This window comes from Streptomyces sp. NBC_00158 (assembly GCF_045160885.1).
GTDB lineage: Bacteria > Actinomycetota > Actinomycetes > Streptomycetales > Streptomycetaceae > Streptomyces.
Map to the genome: position 1 here is coordinate 1,143,863 of NZ_CP108161.1, position 23,716 is coordinate 1,167,578.

21 protein-coding genes are annotated in these 23,716 nt (G+C 72.7%); 5 read left to right on the top strand and 16 right to left on the bottom strand.

Translation table 11 applies throughout. The features are described 5' to 3' along the window. Positions 1 to 76: 76 nt before the first annotated feature. Positions 77 to 1,660, bottom strand: coding sequence for a hypothetical protein (locus tag OG553_RS05220; protein WP_405977841.1), 1,584 nt, complete (start codon positions 1,658 to 1,660; stop codon positions 77 to 79). Positions 1,661 to 1,924: 264 nt separating this feature from the next. Then, on the bottom strand, positions 1,925 to 2,176 hold the full coding sequence (locus OG553_RS05225) for a helix-turn-helix domain-containing protein (RefSeq protein WP_401248030.1): 252 nt from the start codon (positions 2,174 to 2,176) through the stop codon (positions 1,925 to 1,927). Between the two features lie 64 nt (positions 2,177 to 2,240). On the opposite strand from OG553_RS05225, the gene map reads away from it, so the two are divergent. Beyond that, a complete protein-coding gene (map, locus tag OG553_RS05230) occupies positions 2,241 to 3,008 on the top strand; it encodes a type I methionyl aminopeptidase (RefSeq protein ID WP_405977842.1) in 768 nt (255 codons plus the stop codon). A 5-nt stretch (positions 3,009 to 3,013) separates the two neighbouring features. Here the strand turns inward: map and OG553_RS05235 are convergent, their stop codons facing one another. From OG553_RS05235 to OG553_RS05255, 5 genes are all read right to left on the bottom strand, one after another. Further along, positions 3,014 to 3,529, bottom strand: coding sequence for a hypothetical protein (locus OG553_RS05235; protein WP_405977843.1), 516 nt, complete (start codon positions 3,527 to 3,529; stop codon positions 3,014 to 3,016). Further along, on the bottom strand, positions 3,526 to 4,836 hold the full coding sequence (locus OG553_RS05240) for a hypothetical protein (RefSeq protein WP_405977844.1): 1,311 nt from the start codon (positions 4,834 to 4,836) through the stop codon (positions 3,526 to 3,528). The genes OG553_RS05235 and OG553_RS05240 overlap by 4 nt, the downstream gene beginning before the upstream one ends. Positions 4,837 to 4,959: 123 nt before the next feature. Then, a complete protein-coding gene (locus OG553_RS05245; RefSeq protein WP_405977845.1) occupies positions 4,960 to 5,112 on the bottom strand; it encodes a hypothetical protein in 153 nt (50 codons plus the stop codon). Positions 5,113 to 5,389: 277 nt separating this feature from the next. Continuing rightward, positions 5,390 to 6,847 (bottom strand): SulP family inorganic anion transporter, encoded by a 1,458-nt coding sequence (locus OG553_RS05250; protein ID WP_405977846.1) that lies wholly within the window; start codon positions 6,845 to 6,847, stop codon positions 5,390 to 5,392. Between the two features lie 73 nt (positions 6,848 to 6,920). Then, on the bottom strand, positions 6,921 to 7,514 hold the full coding sequence (locus tag OG553_RS05255) for a carbonic anhydrase (RefSeq protein ID WP_405977847.1): 594 nt from the start codon (positions 7,512 to 7,514) through the stop codon (positions 6,921 to 6,923). A 499-nt stretch (positions 7,515 to 8,013) separates the two neighbouring features. On the opposite strand from OG553_RS05255, the gene OG553_RS05260 reads away from it, so the two are divergent. Continuing rightward, positions 8,014 to 9,636, top strand: coding sequence for a flavin-containing monooxygenase (locus OG553_RS05260; protein WP_405977848.1), 1,623 nt, complete (start codon positions 8,014 to 8,016; stop codon positions 9,634 to 9,636). Positions 9,637 to 9,706: 70 nt separating this feature from the next. Here OG553_RS05260 and ggt read toward each other — a convergent pair whose 3' ends face one another. Further along, on the bottom strand, positions 9,707 to 11,506 hold the full coding sequence (gene ggt / locus OG553_RS05265; protein WP_405977849.1) for a gamma-glutamyltransferase: 1,800 nt from the start codon (positions 11,504 to 11,506) through the stop codon (positions 9,707 to 9,709). Between the two features lie 101 nt (positions 11,507 to 11,607). Between ggt and OG553_RS05270 the strand changes: the two genes are divergently transcribed. Further along, on the top strand, positions 11,608 to 12,330 hold the full coding sequence (locus tag OG553_RS05270) for a hypothetical protein (RefSeq protein ID WP_405977850.1): 723 nt from the start codon (positions 11,608 to 11,610) through the stop codon (positions 12,328 to 12,330). On the opposite strand, the gene OG553_RS05275 is transcribed toward OG553_RS05270, so the two are convergent. From OG553_RS05275 to murJ, 5 genes are read right to left on the bottom strand one after another with little or no spacing between them, the layout of a single operon-like run. Beyond that, a complete protein-coding gene (locus OG553_RS05275; protein ID WP_405977851.1) occupies positions 12,290 to 13,558 on the bottom strand; it encodes a cytochrome P450 in 1,269 nt (422 codons plus the stop codon). The genes OG553_RS05270 and OG553_RS05275 overlap by 41 nt on opposite strands. A 43-nt stretch (positions 13,559 to 13,601) precedes the next feature. Continuing rightward, positions 13,602 to 14,117: a hypothetical protein gene (locus OG553_RS05280; RefSeq protein WP_405977852.1), complete on the bottom strand. Its 516-nt coding sequence runs from the start codon at positions 14,115 to 14,117 to the stop codon at positions 13,602 to 13,604. Then, a complete protein-coding gene (locus OG553_RS05285) occupies positions 14,114 to 15,559 on the bottom strand; it encodes an ATP-binding protein (protein ID WP_405977853.1) in 1,446 nt (481 codons plus the stop codon). The genes OG553_RS05280 and OG553_RS05285 overlap by 4 nt, the downstream gene beginning before the upstream one ends. Positions 15,560 to 15,562: 3 nt before the next feature. Beyond that, positions 15,563 to 16,243, bottom strand: a complete 681-nt coding sequence (locus OG553_RS05290; RefSeq protein WP_405977854.1) for a response regulator — start codon at positions 16,241 to 16,243, stop codon at positions 15,563 to 15,565. 40 nt (positions 16,244 to 16,283) lie between these two features. After that, positions 16,284 to 17,969 (bottom strand): murein biosynthesis integral membrane protein MurJ, encoded by a 1,686-nt coding sequence (gene murJ / locus OG553_RS05295; protein WP_405977855.1) that lies wholly within the window; start codon positions 17,967 to 17,969, stop codon positions 16,284 to 16,286. A 378-nt stretch (positions 17,970 to 18,347) separates the two neighbouring features. On the opposite strand from murJ, the gene OG553_RS05300 reads away from it, so the two are divergent. Next, on the top strand, positions 18,348 to 19,529 hold the full coding sequence (locus OG553_RS05300) for an Ig-like domain-containing protein (RefSeq protein ID WP_405982963.1): 1,182 nt from the start codon (positions 18,348 to 18,350) through the stop codon (positions 19,527 to 19,529). Positions 19,530 to 19,658: 129 nt separating this feature from the next. Next, entirely contained in the window at positions 19,659 to 21,245 is a 1,587-nt protein-coding gene (locus tag OG553_RS05305) for a CocE/NonD family hydrolase (RefSeq protein WP_405977856.1), read from the top strand. Positions 21,246 to 21,269: 24 nt separating this feature from the next. On the opposite strand, the gene OG553_RS05310 is transcribed toward OG553_RS05305, so the two are convergent. Genes OG553_RS05310 through OG553_RS05320 form a run of 3 tightly spaced genes read right to left on the bottom strand, consistent with a single transcriptional unit; the run spans position 21,270 to position 23,711 of the window. Continuing rightward, positions 21,270 to 22,148, bottom strand: a complete 879-nt coding sequence (locus tag OG553_RS05310) for an amino acid ABC transporter permease (RefSeq protein ID WP_405977857.1) — start codon at positions 22,146 to 22,148, stop codon at positions 21,270 to 21,272. Further along, positions 22,145 to 22,789 (bottom strand): amino acid ABC transporter permease, encoded by a 645-nt coding sequence (locus OG553_RS05315; protein ID WP_405977858.1) that lies wholly within the window; start codon positions 22,787 to 22,789, stop codon positions 22,145 to 22,147. The genes OG553_RS05310 and OG553_RS05315 overlap by 4 nt, the downstream gene beginning before the upstream one ends. Positions 22,790 to 22,805: 16 nt before the next feature. Then, positions 22,806 to 23,711 carry a glutamate ABC transporter substrate-binding protein gene (locus OG553_RS05320; RefSeq protein WP_405977859.1) on the bottom strand — a complete coding sequence of 302 codons (906 nt, stop codon included), beginning with the start codon at positions 23,709 to 23,711 and terminating at the stop codon, positions 22,806 to 22,808. Positions 23,712 to 23,716: the final 5 nt, after the last annotated feature.

Here is a 23,716-nt window from a genome sequence, read left to right on the forward strand (position 1 = left end):
AGACCGCCTTGCGCGATTGGAGTAGTCGATCACGTTACGTCGCCACGTGGGCGTTTGCGGTCAGCAGACGGGCGGTTCAGGCCATCGGGATACCGGCCACCCGCAGGGCGTGCGCCAGGTCGCGGTGCCGGGTGGCGGACAGGGCCCGGGCGGCGCGCAGCAGCCGGGGGGCGAACCAGTGCGGGTCCCGGCGGGCCAGACCGGCCGCCTCCTCGGCGGTGCGCAGCCGGACGAAGGCACCGAGCAGGGCCTGGGCCTCGCGGTCCCGGCCGGCCGCGCCGAGGACGAGGGCGGCTTCGGCCACCTCCGCGGCGGGGCGGGCCACACCCTGGCGCAGCAGCCCGTCGCAGTCGGCCTCCCGGCCCGCCTCGCCGAGGGCGGCGGCCGCCGCGGCGAGCCGGTCGGGCGGGAGCGAGGCCGCCTCCCAGAGCAGGGTGGCCCAGTCGGCGGCGAGGCCCGCGCGGCCGAGCTCGGCGGCGAGGGCGGGCAGTTCGGCGGCGGGCCAGGCGGCGGCCTCGCAGAGCAGGGCGTGGGCCTCGCCGCCGCGGCCCTGGGCGCGCAGCGCGAGCAGCTCGGCGGTGAACCCGCCGCGGGGGCCGGCCGCCCGGGCGGGTTCCGGGGCGGGTTCCGGGGCGGGGGCGTCCCACACGGAGGGCTCGTCGGGGGTGGCGGGCGCGGTCTCCGGTACGGCCGGGCGGAGGTAGCGGGCACCGCGCGGCGGGGGCACCGGAAGGTCCGGGACGGCCCCGGCGGGCTCCCCCGGCAGGCCGGGCGGCGGGAGCGCCCCGCCCGGCGCGGATACCGCTGCGTCGGCGGCGTCCTGCGGCGCCCCCGCGTACCGGGCACCCCCGCCCCGCCGGGCCCCGCGCAGCCACCGCCCACCCTCCCGCTGCGCGGGCACGGCGGGCAACGCCTCGGCCTCCGCCTGCGAACCCGGCCCGCGCTCCGGCCCCGGGCCCGGCTGCGGCTGCGGCTGCGGCTGCGGCCCGGTCTGCGACCCCGACTCCCTACCCGGGCCCGGCCGGGACTCCGGTCCGGGGCTCGACTGCGAAACCGGCTGCCATCCCCGATGCGGGCCCGGCTCCCGTTCCGGCTCCGGCGGCAGGGGCCACGGCTGCGGCCCCGGGCCCGGCTGGTGACCCGGCCCCGGGCTCGGGGCGGCCGGCCCGAGGGTGGCGAGTCGGGATTGCAGGTCCGCGTGGCGGGCGGCGGCGCGGGCCGCGTCGTCGCGGGTCCAGGCCAGCTCCCGGTTGAGGGCGGCCGCCTCCCCCGGGTCCCCGGTGCCGGCGAGCCGGGCGGTCAGGGTGTGCAGCGCCCGGTCCAGGCCGGCCCGCTGGGCGGCGGTGGCGTCGAGCAGGGTGCGCAGCTCCCCCGCGGCGCCCGGCACGGCGTCCCACGCGGCGACCGCGGCCGCCCGCAGCGCGGCCGCGTACGCCGCCTCGCCCGCCGCTCCGCCCGCCGCGCCGCCCGGCAGGTCGCCGAGCAGGGATTCGAGTACGTCCCACGGCGGCACCGCGACCCCGTCGAGGCAGGCGCGCATCCCCTCCGGGTCCCGCCGCAGGAACTCCCCGTACCAGCCGGCCCCGGGATCCAGTCGCTGCGTCAACCCCCGCAGGTAGTCCGTGAGTTGCCCGATCACCAGCGCAGTCGGCGTCTCCATGCACGCATTGCATCCCACCCGTGTTACGGGCGGGCTACGGAAATCTCAAACCTTGACGGCGAACCCGCGTCGGTCCGCCCTCCGGGGGTGGCACACGCGGCGGCCAGCAGGGCGGCCGCGAGGAGGGCGCCGAGGAGTGCGAGGCCGAGGCGTTTGGCTGCGTTCATCACTGACACGCCTTCACCGGTTCCCGGATACGGGAACCCGCAACACCCGTTGGGCCGTCCGGCCGCCGGACACGCCCGGGCAGGGGCGGTTGCCGCGTCAGGCCGGGACGAGCGCGCAGCGGCGTACGACCTCGTCCAAGGAGAGGCCGAGGACGCCGGCCAGGGCGGCGACCGTGAAGAAGGCGGGGGTGGGCGCCCGGCCCGTCTCGATCTTGCGGAGGGTCTCGGCGGAGAGTCCGGCGCCGGCCGCGACCTCGACCATGCTGCGGCCTGCGCGCGCCTCGCGCAGCAGGGTGCCCAGGCGCTCGCCGCGCTCGCGCTCTTCGGGTGTCAGGGGGGTGCGGACCATGCCCCCATCCTACCCCGTCCGCCAATAACTATCCCGGTAAACAAATACCGGTATAGTTATTGGTATGGTTCAACTGAAGACCGACAGATCGATCGACGAGATGCGCGCCGCCGGCCGGGTGGTGGCGCGGGCCCTGGCCGCCGTACGCGAAGCCGCGGCCGTCGGGGTGTCCCTGCTGGAGCTGGACGCGGTGGCCCGCGGCGTCCTGCGCGAGGCCGGCGCCACCTCCCCCTTCCTCGGCTACCGGCCGCACTTCGCGCCGGTGCCCTTCCCGGCCGTGGTCTGCGCCTCGGTCAACGACGCGATCGTCCACGGCGTCCCCGACGGCTACCGGCTGCGCGACGGGGACCTCGTGAGCATCGACTGCGGGGCGAAGCTGCGCGGCTGGGTCGGGGACGCGGCCGTCAGCTTCACCGTCGGCCGCCCCCGCCCGGAGGACCTGCGCCTCGTGGAGACTGCCGAGCGGGCCCTCGCCGCCGGCATCGCGGCCGCCGTCCCCGGGAACCGGATCGGCGACATCGCCCACGCCATCGGCACCGTCTGCCGCTCCGCCGGGTACGGGATCCCCGAGGGCTTCGGCGGCCACGGCGTCGGCCGCAGCATGCACGAGGACCCGGGCGTCCCCAACGAGGGACCGCCGGGGCGCGGCACGAGGCTGCGCCCCGGGATGGTCATCGCGATCGAGCCGATGCTGATCGCGGGCGGTAGCGACGACTACGTCTGCGACCCCGACGGCTGGACCCTGCGCACCACCGACGGCTCCCGCGCCGCCCACGCCGAGCACACGGTCGCGATCACCACCCGCGGCCCGAGGGTCCTCACCGCCCCCTAGGGGTGTCAGCTCCCGGCCGGCTCCGGGACCGCTTCGAGTGCCGAGATCTCGGCGAGGGACAGGTTCAGCCCCTCGTGCAGGAAGCGGACGATCGTCCAGTGCGGCAGGATCCCCTCGTCGACGGGGCCGAACTCCGCGCAGTACAGCGGGATCCAGCGCAGCGCCTCCTCGACCGCCCGCTCGCGCCCGGGCTCGGCCTGGTACTCCTCGTACCCGATGCTGCGGTGGTGGACGAAGAAGCCCCCCGGCAGCCGGTCCTCGCACAGCGCGCGGTACTCGCGGGTCTGGAGGATGAGGTAGTGCCAGATCTCGTCGATGTCCTGCTCTACGGGCAGGAACAGCCCGCCGAGCCGGCCGGGGTGGGCGGAGACGAGGTAGAGGTGGCGCAGGCATTCCAGCACCTGGCGTTCGGCGTACGGCCGCTCGACGCCGGTGCGGCGCTCGGCGTACCGCACCGCCTCCTCGTGGAGCGGCTCGCCGAGCAGGGCCCGCAGTGCTTCGGGCGTCACACGGGGGCTCATGCGGTGTCTCCCGGGAGGTCGGTGGCGGTCGCCAGCCAGGCGTACTTTCCCGACGCGCCGATCGGCAGGTGGGCGGCGTGCCCGGTGCCGCACGGGCGTCCGGTGAGAACGGTGAGCCGGTCGGCGAGCGCGGTGGCCCGTTCGGCGGGCAGCGACCGCCCGTCGAAGGTGGTGTAGCGCAGGAACGCCGGGGAGCCGGGGCCGCCACCGTCCGCTTCGAGGCGGTAGAGGAAGACCTCCGGTGCGGTCGCGGCCACCTGCTCGTCGAGGTCGGCCTGGGCGACGGGGCCGTGCGGGGTTTCCAGCAGTTCCTTCTCGCGCCCGCAGAAGGCGACCACCTTCGCCGGGTCGGCGCTGCCGTCCGAGGTGCGGACGCAGTCGCCGGAGCGGTAGCGCACCAGCGGCATGTACGGGTTGCGGATGCTGGTGACGATCAGGCTGTGGATCCCGCTGCCGGTGGCCACCGGGACGAGCTCGATGCCCATGCGGTCCAGGTAGGGGTGGTAGCGGCCGTCACGGTCGCTGTAGTAGAGGTAGCCCAGCTCGGTGCTGCCGAAGAGGTCGATCACCGGCACGCCGAACCGCTGCGCGAGGTACCGCCGGACGTTGGCCGGGGTGTACTCGTACGCGGTGACGATGCTGGCCGGCCGGGGGAACGACTCCGGCGCGAGCAGGCCGAACTCCGCGGCGCGGTGCACCAGGTGGGCGAGGTGGTACCCGGAGCAGTCCAGGTGGTAGGCCCCGTCGGGGTGTGCGGAGCTGACCGCGCGCATCTCTGCCAGCATGCGCTCGACGTCCGCCCGGTCCCACTGCGCGGGGTCGAGGCGCGTGTTGAGGTACAGGGTGCGCTCGTCGAGCCTGCGGTCCTCCAGGGTCGGCGAGGCGGCCGGCTCGGTGCCGCCCAGGCGGGCGTTGACGCGGGCCACGTGCTCGGTGGCGAGGACCGTGGTCAGCGAGACCCGCAGGCAGCCGCTCTCCCACGTCTTCGCCAGGTCGGGGTGCTCGCTCCACAGCCGGTAGTAGGAGCGCAGCAGGAAGTAGGGCGGCCGGATGAGCCGCATGCGGGCGTGGTGGGTGCCGGTAGACCAGACGTACTCGGCTTCGCCGGACTCCAGGGCGGCGGCCAGGCGCGGGGTCATCCAGTTGTCCGGGAAGCCCCGGGCGATCTCGGGCTTCTCCAGGATGGGGAACGCGCCCTGGTCGAGGGCGGATCGGTAGACCGGGATGTCCCGGACGCAGTCGATGACGTCGGGGACCGGGAGGCCCTGCGAATGCGGGATACCGGTCGGGGTGGCTGTGCCGTCCATGGCCACTTTCGGTCGGGGGCCCGAGGGCCGGGGCGTGAGGGGGTCCACCGGGTGCGGGCCCCGGACCGGGCGGGCGGGCGGAGAACCGTTTCCTCCGCCGCGCTCCGGCCCGGGGCCCGTGCTTCAGGAGATGCAGCCGGCCTTGCCGGCCAGGCTGATGCAGCCCTCCTTCGGCGAGGCGCTGATACACCCGTCCTTCGCGCCCTGGACGGAGTTGGCCTCGACCCAGCGGCGCCAGACGTCGTCCTGGGTCATCGTGCGGATGAGCTGCTCCATGGCAATACCTCCGGTAATGGGGAAAGGGGGCGGCGGATATCGCCATCCGCCACCGCTCCATCAAGTTAAAGAAGAGGGCAAGCAAGGGTCAAGAGGAGACAAAGGGATGGCGCGTAACCGGCAGGGAGGGGCCGAAAAGAGTGCCGTCCTTCGCTGCGATTTTCGGGCGCGCGGTTTCATCGGATCCGGGATATCGATGATCGGATCCGAGCCTTTTCACCACCCGCATGCCGAAGGCCGGGCCGTGGATCGGCGCCGGCCTCGGAATTCCGGTCGGTCAGGTTCTCGCGAGTGCCCCGATGGTGGCCCCGCGCTGTTGCGCCCAGTTCTCCAGGGTGATGCGGCAGGCGTGGTCGAGGTGCCGCAGTTCCGAGAGGTCGAGTTCCACGGGATGGTCCGCGGGGAGCCCTTCGAGGGTTTCGAGCATGTGGGGCAGGCGCAGGAAGGTGGCGGACCCCGTGAGGGTGACGAGGAACCGGCCGTCGGTCGTCTCGTGGACGTTGAGTTGCACGTGGGAGGTCTCCCAGGCGCTCTTGACCACGGCGAGGGCGATGCCGAGGAGGACGCCTTCGAACATGCTCGTGGTGATGATGGCGATCGCGGTGGCGGCCAGGACCACGACCTCGCCCCGGTGCGAACGCCACAGCGGCGGCAGGTCCTTGACGGGGATGAGCTTGCAGCCCGCGTGGACGAGGACGCCGGCGAGCGCGGCCAGGGGGATGACGCCGATCGCGGCCGGGAGGAGGGCGGCGAACAGCACGAGCCACAGGCCGTGCAGGATGCGGGAGAGCTTCGTCCGGGCACCGGCCTGGACGTTGGCGGCGCTGCGCACGATGACGGCGGTCAGGGGGAGGGCGCCGAACACGCCGCAGACGGCGTTGCCCGCGCCCTGCGCCATCAGTTCCTTGTCGAAGTCGGTGCGCGGGCCGTCGTGCATCCGGTCGACCGCAGCCGCGCTGAACAGGCTCTCGGCCGAGGCGATCAGGGCGAAGGCGATGACCGTGCCGAGGACGGCGAGGCTGCCCAGTGCGGCGAAGTCGGACATCCCCGGGGGCTGGATCGCCGAGACCAGGCCTTGTACGTCGACACGGGGGACCGACCAGCCGGCCGCCGCGGTGACGGCCGTGGCCAGGGCGACCGCGGCCAGCGGGGCGGGGACCGCCTGGACCCTGGCCGGGAGCTTCTTCCACAGGACGAGGACGGCGATGGTGCCCGCCCCGATGGCGAACGCGGTCAGGGCCGGACCGGAGCGGGCGATCTCGACGGCCAGACCCGGCAGACCGGTGATCTTGTCGAATCCGGAACGGGGCTGCTTGACGTCGGCCATGGTGTAGAGCTGCCCGAAGATCAGCACCAGCCCGATCCCCGCGAGCATCCCCTGCACGACCGCGACCGTGATGGCACGGAAGAAGCGGCCGAACCGGAACGCGCCCAGCAGGAGTTGGATCAGACCGGAGGCCAGGACGATGGGGCCCAGGGTGCCGAGGCCGAACTCCTGGACGGCCTCGAAGACCAGGACGGTCAGGCCCGCGGCCGGACCGCTGACCTGGAGGGAGCTGCCGGGCAGGAAGCCGACGACCAGGCCCCCGACGATGCCGGTGATCAGACCGAGTTCGGCGGGCACTCCGGAGGCGACGGCGACGCCCACGCACAGGGGCAGGGCGACCAGGAAGACGACGAGGGAGGCCAACGCGTCACGCCGCAGATGAGGGGGTTTCTTCAGGGTGAGGGGCATCAGCGGACTTCCTTGCGTGGCCAGGGCTGGAGGGACGGTGTACCGGGTGGCCCGTGAGGCGGGCGGATGCGGATCACAGCGGCCTGAAGGAGCCGTCGTGCGGCCCGTACACCTGCACGGCTCCGGTGTGGACCTCGTAGTACCAGGCGTGGACCCCCAAGGTGCCGTCCGCCACCCGCTCCGCGACGCACGGGTGCGTGTGCAGCCGCTCCAGCTGGGTCACGGCGTGGCGCTGGACGGCCTCGGCGAGGTCCGGGGCGAGGGGTTCGGTCGTCTCGGGCCGGCCGGCCGCGTGCTCCAGCCAGCCCCGCACCGCGGGCAGGCCGGTGAGGTCGCCGCCGCTCACCAGGGCGTTGACCGCACCGCAGTGGGAGTGCCCGCACACGATGACGTCGCGGACCCCGAGCACTCTGACCGCGTACTCGATGGTGGCCGTCTCGGCGGCGGGGTGGTGGCCGCGGTAGTCGGGCACGATGTTGCCCGCCGTGCGGAGCTCGAACAGTTCACCGGGGCGGGCGCCGGTGAACAGCGATGGCACCACGCGGGAGTCGGAGCAGGTGATGAACAGCGCTTCGGGACTCTGCCCGGCGCCGAGAACGGTGAACTCGTCGGCACGTTCCGCCACTTGGGCGGCAAAGGACCGTGCGTGGTCAACCAGGGACTTCATGGTGGCCTTTCTCCTGCGCCAGGGCCATGGGGGAGCCGGGCGCGGTGTGTTCAGGTCATCAGTCGATGGATGTGCCGGCGCACGCCGAGGGCGCACGCCGGTGCTTCCGCGTCATCGTCGACGCGGTGATGTGAAGCGAGGCGATTCGAAATGGGCCGACGCCCGCACCCATAGCGGGGCGGCAGGACGCCAACGGGTGCGCTTGACGACCACGCGAACACCTCTTTGCCTGGAGATTACCTCAGGGCCGGGGTTCAAGTCACCGTCGCATAATGGCCAAGCGGCGCCCGCATGCGGGAAAGTGGCGCATTCTTCACGGTGTCGCCGGATCCGGCGATATCCGGCCAAGGAAATGGGGAAAAGCCGTACGGGTGAATAACTCCCCTTCCCGTGACGCCCGGTGTGCACCAGGATGTCGCTCCTGCGCCGGGCGCCTCCGCCGCCACCGCGCCACCACACCCCTCATGTCACACCACGCCACCCTCGGGGAGGGACACCGATGGACGACACCTCCGCCCGCCCGGTCGACGCCGTCGTGGTCGGGGCCGGGCTCTCCGGCCTCTACCAGCTGTACAGACTGCGCGAACTCGGCCTGGAGACGGTGGTCTTCGAAGCGGGAGACGACATCGGCGGCACCTGGTACTGGAACCGGTACCCCGGCGCGCGCTGCGACGTCGAGAGCACCTCGTACTCGTACTCCTTCTCCCCCGAGCTGGACCAGGAGTGGGAGTGGAGCGAGCGCTACGCGTCCCAGCCGGAGATCCTGCGCTACGTCCAGCACGTCGCCGACCGCTTCGGCCTGCGCGAGCACGTCAGCCTGCGCACGCGGGTCACCCGCGCCGCGTACGACGAGGAACGGCACGCCTGGCAGGTCGCCACGGACACCGGCCGGACCGTCACCGCCCGGTTCCTCGTCCTGGCCTCGGGCTGCATGTCCCGCCCCAAGGACCCCGGGATCCCCGGGGCGCACACCTTCACGGGGGACCTCCACCACACCGCCCGCTGGCCCCGTGAGGAGGTCTCCTTCGCCGGCCGCCGGGTCGCCGTCATCGGAACCGGCTGCTCGGGCGTCCAGGCCGTCCCCGTCATCGCCGAGGAGGCCGCCGCGCTCACCGTCTTCCAGCGCACCCCCGCCTACGCGCTCCCGGCCCACAACCGCCCGCTGCGGAGCGCGGAGACCGCCGCCCTCAAGGCCCGGTACCCGGAGTTCCGGCAGGCCCAGCGGCTCTCCCGGGGCGGGACCGTCTTCGAACCGCCGACCCGGTCGGCCCTGGAGGCGGACGAGGCGGAACGCACGGCCGCCTACGAAGCCGCCTGGAGCTCGGGACTGCTCAGCGGACTGCTCCGCACCTACACCGACGTCCTGACCGACGCGAAGGCCAACGAGACCGTGGCCGAGTTCGTCCGGTCCAAGATCCGGTCGGTCGTCACCGACCCCGCGACGGCCGAACTCCTCTCCCCGCGGACGTTCCCCTTCGCGACCAAGCGGCCCTGCCTGGACACCGGCTACTACGCCACGTACAACCGGCCGCACGTGCGGCTGGTGGACCTGCGCACGACGCCGATCGAAAGGATCACGCCCCGGGGCGTCCTGACCTCGGACGGGGAGCACCCCTTCGACACGATCGTCTTCGCCACCGGCTTCGACGCCCTGACCGGCTCCCAGCTGGCCATCGACATCACCGGCAAGGGCGGCGTGACGCTCCGGGAGAAGTGGGCGGACGGCCCGCGGCACCATCTGGGGCTCATGTCGGCCGGCTTCCCCAACCTGTTCACCGTCGTCGGCCCGCTCAGCCCGTCCGTCCTCACCAACATCGCGGTGTCCCTGGAACAGCAGGTGGAGTGGATCACCGACTGCATCGCCCACCTGGGGCGCAGCGGCCTCACGGAGATCGACGCGGCGCCGGAGGCCGAGGAGGCCTGGGTCGCCCACGTGGCGGAGGTCGCCGGCCGGACGCTCTACGCGGCCGTGGACTCCTGGTACACGGGAGCGAACGTACCGGGCAAGCCGCGGGTGTTCCTGGCCTACGCGGGCGGGCTGGACCGGTACCGGGCGCAGTGCGACGCCGCGGCCCGCAGCGGGTACGCCGGCTTCGTGCTGTCCGGCCCCGCGTCCGCGTAGGCGGCTGCCCGGGACCGGGTGCCGCACGGGTCACGCCGCGGGGCGGCGTGACCCGTGGGACGCGGAGCCGCTACGGCGCGCCGTACGGCCGTACGACCATCGCCGAGCCGCCGCCCCGGCGGGTGGTCTCGGCCGCCGCCAGCCAGCGGCCGTCCGGCAGCCGCTGGACGCCGGTCGCGGCGCCGATCTCCGGGTTCTGCCGGAAGGCCTGGCCCAGGGCCTCCAGCTCGGTGCGCAGCGGGCTGTTCCACAGCCCCGGTTCCAGCTCGGTGGTGGTCTGGTTGCGCTGGCTGGCGCGCGGGGCCGCGATGGCGTCGACCAGCGGCAGGCCCCGGTCCAGGTGGCCGGTCAGGGTCTGCAGGACGGTGGTGATGATGGTGGCGCCGCCCGGGGAGCCGACGGCGAGGACCGGACGGCCGTGCTCCAGGACGATGGTCGGGGACATGGACGAGCGCGGGCGCTTGCCCGGGCCGGGCAGGTTCGGGTCGGGGACCCCGGGGGCCGCCGGGGCGAAGGAGAAGTCGGTCAGCTCGTTGTTGAGCAGGAAGCCCCGCCCGGGGACGGTGATGGCGCTGCCGCCGGTGGACTCGATGGTCAGGGTGTAGGACACCACGTTGCCCCAGCGGTCGGCGACCGTCAGGTGCGTGGTGTTCTCCCCCTCGTAGGTGGTGGGGGCGGTCTCGCCCGTGGTGGCGCAGGGGACCGGGTTGCGGGGGTCGCCGGGGGCCAGCGGGCTGGTCAGCGTACGGTCGGGCTTGATGAGGCAGGCGCGCGAGTCCGCGAACCGCTGGGAGAGCAGCTCGCGGGTGGGCACGGATTCGGCGGCCGGGTCGCCGACCCAGCGTCCCCGGTCGGCGAAGGCGATCCGGGAGGCCTCGATGTAGCGGTGCAGGTACTGCGTCTGGGACAGCCGCGAAAGGTCGGTGCGCTCCAGGATGTTGAGCGCCTCGCCGACGGTGGTGCCGCCGGAGGAGGACGGCGCCATGCTGTAGACGTCCAGGCCCCGGTAGCCGACCTGCGTCGGGGCCTGCCTCTTGGTGGCGTACGCGCGCAGGTCGGCGGTGGTCAGGTCGCCGGGGCGGACGTTGCGGGTGGCGGCCGGGTCGACGGGGGGCTTGCGGACGGTGTTGACGATGTCCTCGGCGATCGGGCCCCGGTAGAGCGCGCCGGTGCCCTTGCGGGCGAGTTCGGCGTAGGTGGCGGCGAGGTCCGGGTTCTTGAACGTGGATCCGACGACGGGCAGTTGGCCGCCGGGCAGGAACAGCTCGCGGGTGGCGGGGAAGTCCTTGAAGCGGTCCTGGTTGGCCTCGGTCTGGGCGCGGAAGGTGCCGTCGACCTTGAAGCCGTCGCGCGCCAGCTTCTCGGCGGGGCGCAGGAGCTGGGCCAGCGGGCGGCTGCCCCAGGCGTCGAGGGCGCTCTTCCAGGTGGCGGGGGTGCCGGGGACGCCGACCGAGCGGCCGCTGGTCTGGCCCTCTGCGAAGGGGATGGGGACGCCGTTCTCCTGGAAGAGGGTGGCGGTGGCCGTCGCGGGCGCGGTCTCGCGGCCGTCGATGGTGTGCACCCGGCGGGAGGAGGCGTCGTAGTAGACGAAGTAGCCGCCCCCGCCGATCCCGGCGGAGTACGGCTCGGTGACCCCGAGCGCGGCGGCGACTGCGACGGCCGCGTCCACGGCGTTCCCGCCGGCCCGCAGTACGGCGATGCCGGCGGCGGAGGCGTCCGCGTCGACGCTGGCGACGGCCCCGCCGTAGCCGGCGGCGACGGGCACCTTGGGCGGGGCGGGGGCCTGCTGCGGCGGGGCGGCGGCCCCGGTGGAGACGAGCGCCCCGGCGAGGGCTGCGAACGCTAACTGACGTGCGGCGGAAGCGCGCATCCGGTTCCTCCAGTCGACTGCCTGTCAGACCTAGGGTCGGCAGCCTAACTTCACGGGGCGGGCCGCGTCATGACGGCGGCGTGACGGCTACCATCCGCCGCATGAACGACGACGTGCGCAACATCGTGCTCGGGGTGGTGGCCACCGCTGTCAGCGGCGGTTTCGGCTGGTTCGCGCGGACGTACCTGTGGCGGCGGGCGCTCCGCCGCAAGCAGGCGTTCTTCGGACTGCCGACCGGGGCGGACTGCCTGTTCGTGGTGAACCGCCAGATGGGCGGCACGGAGAGCTCGCTGCACCGCAACGACGCCTTCGCGCTGCTGGAGATATCGGCCCTGATAAAGGACTGCGGCGCGACGGTGCAGGTCGTCACCCACGAGGCGCGGCAGGGCTTCGGCGAGCGCGCCGAGTTCTGCGTCGGCGGGCCCGCGTCCAACTCCCGTACGGTGGCGCACCTGCACTCGCTGCTCCCGGGGGTGCGGGTCGACCGGTCGGCCGAGGCCGGCCCGGACCGGGGGGCGATCGCCGTCGGCGGGGATACGTACCGCTGGGAGCCGGGCCTGGCCGAGTACGTGCTGCTGGCCCGGCTGACGACCGGGCAGGGGGCGCGGCCGGTCTTCCTGCTGTCGGGGCAGACCGCCAACAGCAACCAGGCGGCGGCCCGGTACCTGGCCCGCAACCACGAGGAGCTGGCGCGCGGGCACCGCGGGAAGTCCTTCTGCCTGGTGCTGAAGGTGGTCAACTCCGACGCCTACGGCCCGGACGTGACGGAGCTGGTGGCGGACGTCACCGCCGCGGCGCGGACACCCGCAGCGGCAGCCGGGTGATGCCGTTGATGAAGTTCGACACCAGCCGGCGCGGCGGGCCGGTGAGTTCGGGCGCGGGCATCGCCGTGCGCCACTCCTCGTAGAGGGTGCGCAGCTGGAGCCGGGCGAAGTGGGCGCCGAGGCAGACGTGCGGGCCGTCGCCGAAGGAGACGTGCGGGTTCGGGGAGCGGTCGAGGTCGAGCCGGTCCGGGTCCGTGAAGACGCGCTCGTCGTGATTGGCGGAGGCGTGGAAGACCACGACCTTGTCGCCGGCGCGGATCGGGGTGCCGGCGAGTTCGGTGTCGCGGGCGGCGGTGCGGCGGAAGCTGAGCACCGGCGGGTGGACGCGCAGGAGTTCCTCGACGGCCCGGTCGAGGGGGGCCTTGCCGTCGGCGAGGGTCCGGTAGGCGTCGGGGTCCGCGGCCAGGGCGAGGAGGCCGCCGGGCGCGGCGCTGCGTACGGTGTCGTTGCCCGCGACGGTGAGCAGGAAGAAGAACATCTCCAGTTCGGCGGGGGCCAGTCCGGCCTGTGCGAGGGCGGTCATCACGTCGTCGCCGGGGTGGGCGCGTTTGTGCGCGGCCAGTTCCCGGGCGTAGCCGAACATCTCGCCGAGCAGGGCCGGGGAGCGCGGGTTCAGCGGTGTGCCGTCGGGGCCGAGGAGGGGTTCGGGGGCGTCTTCGGGGTCCTGGTAGCCGATGACGCGCACGGTCCACTCCAGCAGCAGGCCCCGGTCGGCGGGCGGGACGCCGAGCAGGTCGGTGAGGTTGAGCAGGGCGTACTCGTCGGTGACGGCGCGCACCACGTCGGCGCCGCCGTCCTCGGCGGCGTCCCGGGCGGCGGCGAGGAGGGTGCGGGCGCGCTCGCGGGCGCGGTCCGCGAAGGCGTCGACCCGGGCGGGGGTGAAGGCGCGGGAGACCAGGCGGCGCAGCCGGCCGTGGTCCGGAGGGTCCTGGTTGAGCATGGTGCTGCGCAGGAACGGCAGGTCGGCGGGGTCGGGGTCGCGGATCTGGGTGGCGCCGAGCCAGGAGGAGTACGCGGTGTGGTCGCGCAGGACGCGGACGACGTCGGCGTGCCGGGTGACGGCCCAGAAGCCGGGACCGGCGGGCCAGCCCTGGAGTCCGGGCTCCTCCTGCCAGGCCACGGGGTGCCGTTCGCGCAGCAGCCGGTAGCGCTCGTGCGGGACGCCCTCGGCGTAGACGCGGGGGTCGAAGACGTCGGGGATGCCGGTGGGCCGGGCGGCGCGTTCCATGGTCCACACGGTGGCGGGGCGGCTGGCCGGCCGCAAGGGGGTGTCAGTCGGCGCGGCCGCCGGGTTCGCAGCGTGCGGCCTCCAGGGCGGTGTCGGTGCCGCGCAGCACCACGTCGAAGGCGGGGGCGAGGGTGGACAGGGCGCTGCACACGAGCTGGCGGCGGCCGATGGGGTCCAGGTCGGCGACGGGGAAGGGGAGTCGTGCCTCCACCCGGTCGCGGGCGGTGAAGCCGACGCCGATCTCGTTCAGCTGCCTGCCGTCGACCGGGGGGAGCCGGGTGCCGAGTCCGGCTTCCAGTTCCGGGGCTCCGGGGCCGCCGAGGAGTCCCGTCAGGCTGCCCCGGGGGCCGTCGCGGGTGTGTTCGGGCTGGGGTGAGGGGACCAGTCGCCCCTCGGGGGTGACGAAGTAGGCCATCGAGGTGCGGGCGGGTGCGGCGACGGCCACCTTGGCGGCCGCGCCGCTCTCCACGACGCCGGTCGGTTTGATCCCGCAGCCGGTGAGCAGGAGGGCCGGGGCGAGCAGGGCCGCGGCCGGGGCGAGGGTCCGCGTCCGGCTCATGCGGTGGCCTCCAGGGGCATGTCGAGGGTGAACACGGCTCCCCCGTCGGGGGCGTTGGCGGCGGTCAGGGTGCCGCCGTGGAGCCGCACGTTCTCCAGGGTGATGGCGAGTCCGAGGCCGCTGCCGGCGGAGCGGGCGCGGGCGGCGTCGGCCTTGTAGAAGCGGTCGAAGATGTGCGGGAGGACGTCCTCGGCGATGCCCGGTCCGCTGTCGGCGACCTCCAGCAGCAGGCGCGGCCCGCCGGGGTGTTCCTGGGCGCGTACGCGGACCCGTACGGGGGCTTCGCCGTGCCGCAGGGCGTTGCCGACGAGGTTGGCGAGGACCACGTCGAAGCGGCGCGGGTCGAGCCGGGCGCGGATCCCTTCGGGGAGGTCGGTGGTGACCCGGTCGTCGTCCCAGCGGCGGCGTTCGAGGGTCTTGCCGACGGCTTCGGCGACGTCCACGTCGTCGAGGTTGAGTTCGGCGGCGCGGGCGTCGAAGCGGGAGATCTCCATCAGGTCCTCGACGAGGACGGCGAGTTTCCCGGTCTCGGTGCTGATCAGCCGCAGGGCCTTGGCGGTGTCGGGGTCGAGGCCGTCGGCGTCCTCGTCGAGCACTTCGGTGACGGCGAGCATCCCGGCGAGCGGGGTGCGCAGTTCGTGGGAGACGTCGGCGGCGAAGCGGCGGGCCCGGGCCTCGGCCTCCCGCAGTTCGGTGACGGATTCCTCCAGGGCGCCCGCGGTCTCGTTGAAGGTGCGGGCGAGGCCGGCGAGTTCGTCGGCGCCCCTGACGGTGATGCGGGTGTCGAGGCGGCCCCGGCCCAGGTTCTGTGCGGCGCGCCGCATGTCGCGTACGGGGCGCAGGACGCTGCGCGCGGCGAGCAGGGCGGGTACGAGGGAGATGGCCAGGCCCGGTACGGCGCCCTGTTTGGCGGCTTCGACCATGGCGTCGACGGTCTGCTGTTCGCTGGTGAGCGGCATGACGGCGTAGACGGTGACGCCGGTGGGCTCGCGGTTGCCGTTGCGGGTGAAGACGGCGGGCATGCCGATGGTGAGGTAGGGCTCGCCGCGGGCGTCCTCCACCCGTTGGAAGGCTCCGTGCGGGTTGGCGGCGACCTGGTCGCGGAGCTTCTCGGTGAGGACGGCGGACGTGGTGGGGGTGCCGTTGGAGGAGGCGCGCAGGGTGCCGTACTCCCCGTAGACCACCCAGGAGTGGGGTTTTCCGCGTTTGCCCAGGTCGTTGACGAGGCGCTGGAGCTGCTGGCGGTCCATGGGCAGGCTCATGCCCTGGCCTTCCAGCTGGTCGCGCAGGGTGCTGACGGCGGTGTCCTGGCTCTGGGTCAGCACGGCCCTGCGGGCCTGCCGGTAGGTGAGGGCGGCGGTGCTGACGGCGCAGATGGTGGCGACGAGCAGGAACGCGGCGATCAGCCGGGTGCGCAGGCCGAGCGGCGGGAGGCGGCGCACGGTCTACAGCGGGCCGAAGCGGTAGCCGAAGCCCCGCACGGTCTGTATGTAGCGGGGGTGGCGGTCGGGGTCCTCGACCTTGTTGCGGAGCCGGCGCACGCAGGCGTCCACGAGCCGCGCGTCGGCGTGGTAGCTGTGCTCCCACACGTACTCCAGCAGCTGCTGCCGGGAGAAGACCTGTTCGGGTGTGGCGGACAGGTGGAGGAGGAGTTTGATCTCGCTGGGTGCGAGGGCGATGCGTTCGCCGTTCTTGGCGACGGTCAGTCCGGCGCGGTCGATGGCGAGTTCGCCGTGGCGTTCCACGCCGGGCAGGCCGCCGGGGCCCTTGAGGCGGCGCAGGACGGCCTTGACGCGGGCTTCGATGATCTCGGTGCGGACGGGTTTGACGATGTAGTCGTCGGCTCCGGCCTCAAGGCCGACGACGATGTCGAAGTCGTCGCCGCGCGCGGTGAGCATGATGATCGGGACCTGGCTGGTCTCGCGGATCCGGCGGCAGACCTGTACACCGTTGATGCCGGGCAGCATCAGGTCCAGCAGGACCAGCTCGGGGCGGAAGCCGGCCATGAGGGCCAGTCCCTCCTCGCCGGTGGCGGCGGCGCTCACCTCGTGGCCGCGGCGGCGCAGGCCGAGGCCGACCCCTTCCCGGATGGAAGGGTCGTCCTCGATCAGCAGTACGCGTGGCATCCGGTCAGTATTCCAGGGTGGTTCATGTGGGTTCCTCCCGCTATCGGCCGACCTTCCGGCGCAGGGAGTCCAGCAGGTCGGTGATCTCGGCCAGGCGCAGCGGCCGGGCGAGGAGTACGACGACCAGGGCCAGCGCGGCGGTTCCCGCGCCGGCGGCGGCGAAGGAACCGGTGCCGTCGGCGGCGCGGGCGGCACCGTACGCGGCCGCGGCGGCGGGCAGGCAGGCGGCGAGCAGCCGCAGGTGCGTGGCGAGGGCGGTGGCGCGGGCCCTCCGGCGCGGGCCGAGCCGCCGGGAGAGGGCGTACGCGGTGACGGCGGCGCCCCCGACGAAGGCGAGGGAGGTGGCCGCGGCCATGCCGGTGACGGCCCAGCGCTCCGGCAGGAGCAGGTAGGCGGCGTAGGACAGTCCGGCGTTGAGGGCGACGATGACCAGGTTGAGGAAGAAGGGGGTGCGGGTGTCGGAGAGGGCGTAGAAGCCGCGTGCGAGCACGTACTGGGCGGAGTAGGCGATCAGGCCGGGGGCGAAGGCGGCGAGCATGCCGGCCATGGCCCCGACCTCGGCGGCGGTGACCTTGCCGTATCCGGAGACGCAGTCCATCACCCAGGGGGCCAGGGCGGCGAAGAGCGCGGCGGCGGGGACCACGAGGGCGGCGCTGGAGCGCAGTGCGTACGAGACGTCCTCGCGGACGGCGGTGAGGTCGCCGTCGGCGGCCGCCGAGCTCATCCGGGGCATGAGGGCGGTGACGAGGGAGACGGTGATGATGCCCTGGGGGACGATCCACAGCTGGTAGGCGCTGGTGTAGGCGGCGTAGCCGAAGCCGGGTGCCCGGTCGCCGACGGTGGTGGACAGCTTGGTCACCACCCAGTAGGCGATCTGGTTGCTGAGGACGAGCACGACCAGCCAGCCCGCGTTGCGCAGGGGGCGGGTGAGGCCGCTGCCGCGCCAGTCGAAGCGGGGGCGCCAGCGGAAGCGGGCGGCGCGCAGGGAGGGGACGAGGGCGAGGGCCTGGACGACGATCCCGGCGGTGGTGCCGATGCCCAGCAGCCGGGTGTCGGCGGCGTCGAGGGCGTCGCGGCCGCCGCCGGAGGCGTACAGGAAGAAGCCGAAGACGCCGATGATGACGATGTTGTTGAGGACCGGGGTCCACATCATCGCGCCGAACCGGCCGCGTGCGTTGAGCACTTGGCCGAGCAGGGTGAACAGCCCGTAGAAGAGGATCTGCGGGAGGCAGAAGCGGGCCAGGGCGACGACCGTGGCGCGCTGGGCGTCCGTGTAGGAGGCGGGGGTGTACGCGTCGACGACGAGCGGCGCGGCGAGGACGGCGGCGGCGGTGAGCGCGAGGAGGGCCGCGGTGCAGGCGGTCAGCAGCCGGTCGGTGTACGCGGCGCCGCCGTCGCGGTGCTCCTTGGCGGCGCGGACCAGCTCGGGGACGAAGACGGCGTTGAGGGCGCCGCCGATGAGCAGCATGTAGATGATGTTCGGGACCGTGTTGGCGACGGTGTAGCCGTCACCGAGGAACCCGGCGCCCAGCGCGGCGAGGACCACGGCGGAGCGGACGAATCCGGTGGCGCGGGAGACGACGGAGCCGGCCGCCATCAGCGCGCCGCTGCGCAGCACCGAGGTCTTCGCCGGGGTCGCGGACGCCGCCGTCGCGGGGGCCGGTTCCGGCGGCGGCGGGCCCGTGGGGGCCGCGCCCGGTGCCGCGCTGCTGGTGGATCCGTACATCGGGGTCCTTCCCTTCGCCGAGCCGAAGGTGGAGGGTAACCCGGCCGCCGGGGCCGGGCGAATTCGGCTGCCGGTAGGGTCCTTTGGCCCGCGTCCCGGTGCGGAAGGTCCTTTTCCCGCCCCGGAGGCGGCCGTTGGCCAATTCCGGGCGACAGGATTCCGGACGGCCGGATTCCGCAAGGCCCTCCCGAATGTGACCGGATGGCAACAGTTCCGCTGCGGCCCATGTCACAACGACCCCGGGGAGTTTTTCCGGCGAATGCGCAACCTAATGTGGCCGCATTCGCTCCTTACCTGTGGACGACCGTTGTTTCGGAGGGGTTTTCGTTGAGCCGTACACGCCGCACCGCGCTTCCGCGCCGCCGCACCCGTCACGCGATGCTGGCGGGCACCGCGCTGCTCACCCTCGCGCTCAGCGCCTGCGGGGGCGGTGACTCCGGCGGGAAGGCGGGCGCCGACGGCAAGGGCGGCGGGACGGAGAAGGGCCCGGACATGGCGATCTCGGTGAACCTCGCCGGCGACCAGGTCAAGGCCGGCGAGCCGGTGAAGGTGACCCTCGCCGACGGCAAGTTCTCCCTGGTCAAGGTCACCGACGGCAAGGGCGGGGAGCTGGCGGGGCAGATATCCGCCGACGGCCGGACCTGGACCTCGGAGCGCAACGCCTCCCCCGGCACCGACTACAAGGTCGAGGCGCAGAACACCTCCAGCCAGAGCGCGAGCACCCAGTTCAAGACCTCGCCCGCGGACAAGGTGAACAAGGTCTCCATCAACATCCCGAAGGGCAGCACGGTGGGCGTCGCGATGCCCGTCTCGCTGGTCTTCGACAATCCGGTGAAGAACAAGGCCGAGGTCGAGAAGCAGCTGAAGGTCACCACCTCGGACAACGCCGAGGGTTCCTGGGGCTGGTTCAAGGACTATTCCGGCAAGGACCGGGTGGACTGGCGGCCGAAGGAGTACTGGAAGTCCGGAACCGACGTGAAGGTCGACATGAAGCTGAATGGCGTGGACTCCGGATCCGGCGGTGGGCTCTTCGCACGCGATTACAACACCGAGTTCAAGATAGGCAAGGACCGCCGGATGGAGGTCAGCCTGGACACCAAGAAGATGACGGTGACCGAGGACGGCCAGACCGTGAAGACCATCCCGGTCTCGGCGGGCACGCCCGGCGGCCAGAAGGCCTCCTGGTCCGGGAAGATGGTGCTGATGTCGAAGGAGGGCACCATCCGGATGGACTCCCAGACGGTGGGCCTGGGCGACTCCTACGACAAGATGGTCGACTACTCGATGCGGCTCACCTGGTCGGGCATGTACGCGCACGCCGCGCCCTGGAACGCCGCCAACTTCGGCCGCGTCAACTCCAGCTCGGGCTGCGTGGGCATGAGCGACGCCGAGGCCAAGTCCTTCTACGAGCGGGTGCAGGTCGGCGACCCCTTCGAGGTGGTCGGCAGCGGTTCCAAGGGCAACGCCGAACTCGGCAACGGGTACGGCGAGTGGAACCTCTCGTGGGACCAGTGGAAGGCGAAGAGCGCCCTGGCCGGCGGCGGCACCCAGCAGGGCTGACCGCAGGGGCGGCCGCTGACCCCTCCTCAATTGTTACCGCTACGTAACTTACTCACGGGTTACCTTGAGTAAGCCCCTCCCGTTACCGTCGGGTCACTTTCGGACACCGGCGCACGCGAGGAGCGATCGATGAGAACCCGCCCCACCACCGCAGCGGCCGCGGCCGCACTGCTCGCGGCGGCCGCCCTGGGCCTGTCCCCCCATCAGGCCCAGGCGGCCCCCGCCGCCGCCACCTCGCAGACCGACGCCTCCTCGCAGGTGCGCTTCCACGACATCCCCGGCTCCGGCGGCATCACGCTCAAGGGCAACGTCTTCACCCCGGCCGGCGCCGAACCCGGCCGGAAGTACCCGCTGATCGTGCTCCCCACGAGCTGGGGCATGCCGCAGATCGAATACATCGCCCAGGCCAAGCAGCTCGCCGACTCCGGCTACGTCGTGGTGAGTTACACCTCCCGCGGCTTCTGGCTCTCCGGCGGGCAGATCGAGACCGCCGGACCGGCGGACATCGCCGACGTCTCCGCCGTCATCGACTGGGCCCTCGCCAACGCCCCCGCCGACCCGGGCCGGATCGGCCTGGGCGGGGTCTCGTACGGGGCGGGCATCAGCCTGCTGGCCTCCGCGCACGACCCGCGCGTCAAGGCCGTGGTGGCCCTCAGCGGCTGGGCCGACCTCATCGAGTCCATCTACTCCGGCCGCACCCAGCACCTCCAGGCCGCCGGCATGCTCGGCGCCGCCGGCTTCCTCACCGGCCGCCCCGGCCCCGAACTCCAGCAGATCCTCGGCGACTTCCTCGGCTCGAAGCTGGAGAACGAGCAGGCGATGATCGAGTGGGGGAAGAAGCGCTCCGCCTCCGAGCAGGTCGGCCGGATCAACGCCAACGGCGCCGCCATCATGCTGGGCAACGCCTGGGGCGACACCATCTTCCCGCCGAACCAGTACGCGGACTTCTTCGAGAAGCTCACCGGCCCCAAGCGCCTGGAGTTCCGCCCCGGCGACCACGCCACCGCCGAGGCCACCGGCCTGCTCGGCCTGCCCAACGACACCTGGACCAACGCCCACCGCTGGTTCGACCGCTACCTCAAGGGCGAGCGCAACGGGGTCGACGCCGAGGCCCCGGTCCAGATCAAGTCCCGCAGCACCGAGGGGTACGAGGGCTACGCCGACTGGAAGTCGGTCGGGTCCGGCGGCACCGAGAAGCTCCCCCTCGCCGACAGCGAGCACGTCTGGGCCAACGTCGACTCCGGCGCCAACGGCGGGATCCTCTTCCTCTCCAGCGTCCTCGACCAGTTCGCCAAGGCCCCGCCGACCGCCTCGATCCCGCTGCTCCCCCGCGCCTTCGCCGCCGTCTGGCAGTCCCCCCGCCACGAGGAGGAGCGCCGGATCCGGGGCACCGTACGCCTGCACACCACCGTCACCCCCACCAAGGGGGACGGCACCTTCGTCGCCTACCTCTACGACGTGGGCCCGCTCGGCATCGGCAAGCTCGTCAGCAACGCCCCGTACACCTTCCACGGGAAGGCCCCCGGGCAGTCCTTCGGGGTCGACCTGGACCTCTTCTCCACCGCCTACGACGTGCCCGCGGGCCACCGCCTGGCCCTCGTCGTCGACACGGTCGACCCGCTCTACATCGAGCACAACCCCGCCGGCGCGCAGCTGACCTTCTCCTCGCCGCGCACCGATCCCTCGTACGTCTCGGTGCCGCTGCGCGAACAGTGATCCGCGGCCGCTGCCGGGGGGCGTCTATCTCCCCGGCAGCAGCGTGCCCGGTTCGGCGGGCGCGACCTCGACGGCCCTGGTCTTCAGGCTGCGCCGCTCGCGCCGCGCGACCCAGGTGGCGAACCAGGACAGCAGCATGCACATGCCGATGTAGATCGGCGAGATGATCATCACGACCGGGATGAAGGGCAGGTCGTAGTCCAGGTTGGAGGCGATCAGCTTGCCCGCGTGCAGGAACTCCTCGTAGGTGATCAGGAAGCCGAGCGAGGTGTCCTTCAGGGCCACCACCAGCTGGCTGATGATCGTGGGCAGCATCGCCCGGACCGCCTGCGGTGCCAGCACGAAGGTCATCACCTGCGTCTTGCGCATGCCGAGCGCGTACGCCGCCTCGCGCTGGCCCTTCTCCACGGCGTTGACGCCCGTACGGAAGACCTCGGCGAGCACCGACCCGTTGTACAGGGTCAGCCCCGCCACCAGGGCGGGCAGCGGCTGGACCTTCAGCGCCACGAAGATGAAGAAGATCATCACCAGGACCGGCATGGCCCGGAAGAACTCCACGCACAGCGTGGCCGCCCAGCGCACCGGACGGTGCACCGAGAGCCTGCCGGTCGCCAGCACCGCGCCCAGCGCCAGCGAGAGCACCGAGGCGTAAGCGAAGGCCTTCAGGGTGTTGCCGAGCCCCCTGAGCAGCAGTTCCTGGATGCCCTCGTACTCGAAGGGGCTCCACTTGGCGGCGGTGAACTGGTCGGTGTCGAAGAGCAGGTAGAGGATCCAGGCCAGCAGGCCGAGGATCACCACCGTCGAGGCGATCCCGTAGAGGAAGTGGCGGCGCTGGGCCCGGGGTCCGGGCAGGTCGTAGAGGGCGGTGGACCCCAGGTCCCCGTGGAGCGCGTGCGCGGTCATCGGGCGACTCCGTAGCGCTTCTCCAGCACGTTGAAGACCGCGCTGATGGACAGGGTGATGATCAGGTAGCCGACGGCGATCCAGACGAAGGTCCAGATGATGCTGTAGCCCAGCTCGTTCAGGGTCTTGTACGTGCCCAGCAGCTCGGTGACGCTGAAGGCGCCGGCGATCGCCGAGTTCTTCGCGAGGGCGATCAGGGTCGAGCCGATGGGCGGGATGACGGAGCGGAAGGCCTGCGGCAGCACCACCGTGCCCAGGGTCTGCCCGAAGGACATGCCCAGGCTGCGCGCGGCCTCGCCCTGCCCCTTGGGCACGGTGTTGATGCCGGAGCGCAGCGCCTCGCAGATGAAGGCCGAGGTGTAGCAGCCGAGCGCGAGGACGGCGAACAGCTGGAAGGGCAGGACCAGCCCGAAGCGCGGCAGTCCCAGCAGGACGGCGAAGAAGAGCAGGGTGAGCGGGGTGTTGCGCAGCACGGTCACCCAGACCGTGCCGAAGACCCGGAAGGAGCCGACGGGCGCGACGCGGAAGGAGGCCATCAGGAAGCCGAGGACCAGGGCGACGAGCGAGGCGTAGACGGTCAGCTCCACGGTGCCGAGGAATCCCTTGCCGTAGAGCGCGAAGTTCTCGGTGAGTACGTTCATGGGGTGCGCTCTCCCTTCAGCCCGCCGGGTAGCGGTCGATGGCGGGCGGCTGGGGGGCGGGCTGGCCGGAGAGGCCGAGGGTGGCCTCGTAGGCCTTCTTCCAGTCGCCGTTCTTCTCGTCCGCCTCCAGCGCGTCGTCGAGGGCGAGGCGCAGGGCGTTGTCGCCGCGGGGGACGCCGATGCCGTAGGGCTCCTTGGAGAAGGGCTTGCCGACGACCTTGAGCTCCTCGGGGACCTTGGCGGCGTAGCCGAGGAGGATGGAGTCGTCGGTGGAGACGGCGTCGACCTGGTAGGTCAGCAGGTTGTCCACGCAGACCGAGTAGGTGTCGTAGGCGACGAGCACGGCCTCGGGGAACTCCCGCTGGAGCCGCTGGTAGGGGGTGGAGCCGGCGGCGGAGCAGACCTTCTTGCCGGCGAGGTCCTCGGGGCCCTTGATGTCCTTCTCGTTCCTGCGGACGAGCAGGGACTGGCCGGCCATGAAGTAGGGCCCCGCGAAGCCGACCTGCTTCTTCCGGTTGTCGTTGATCGTGTAGGTGCCCACGTAGTAGTCGATCTGGCCGTTCTGCAGGGCGGTCTCGCGGTTGGCGGAGGCGATGGTCTTGAACTCGATGGTCCCCGGGTCGAAGCCGAGCGAGGCCGCCATCATCTTGGCGATCTCGACGTCGAACCCGGAGTAGCGGCCGCTCGCGGGGTCCTTCTCCCCCATGTACGGCTGGTCCTCCTTGACGCCGACCACGAGGCGGCCGCGCTTCTTCGCCTTCTCCCAGGTGCGCGACTGGGGCAGCGAGAAGCCGGTGTCGACCTTGTAGACGGGCAGGTCCTCGGGCTGGGGGCCCTTGACCGGGGGGCTGCCGGACTTGCCGCAGGCGGCGGTCGCGAGGAGCAGCGCGGCCAGGGCGAGGGCGCGCAGGGTGTGCTTCATCGGGC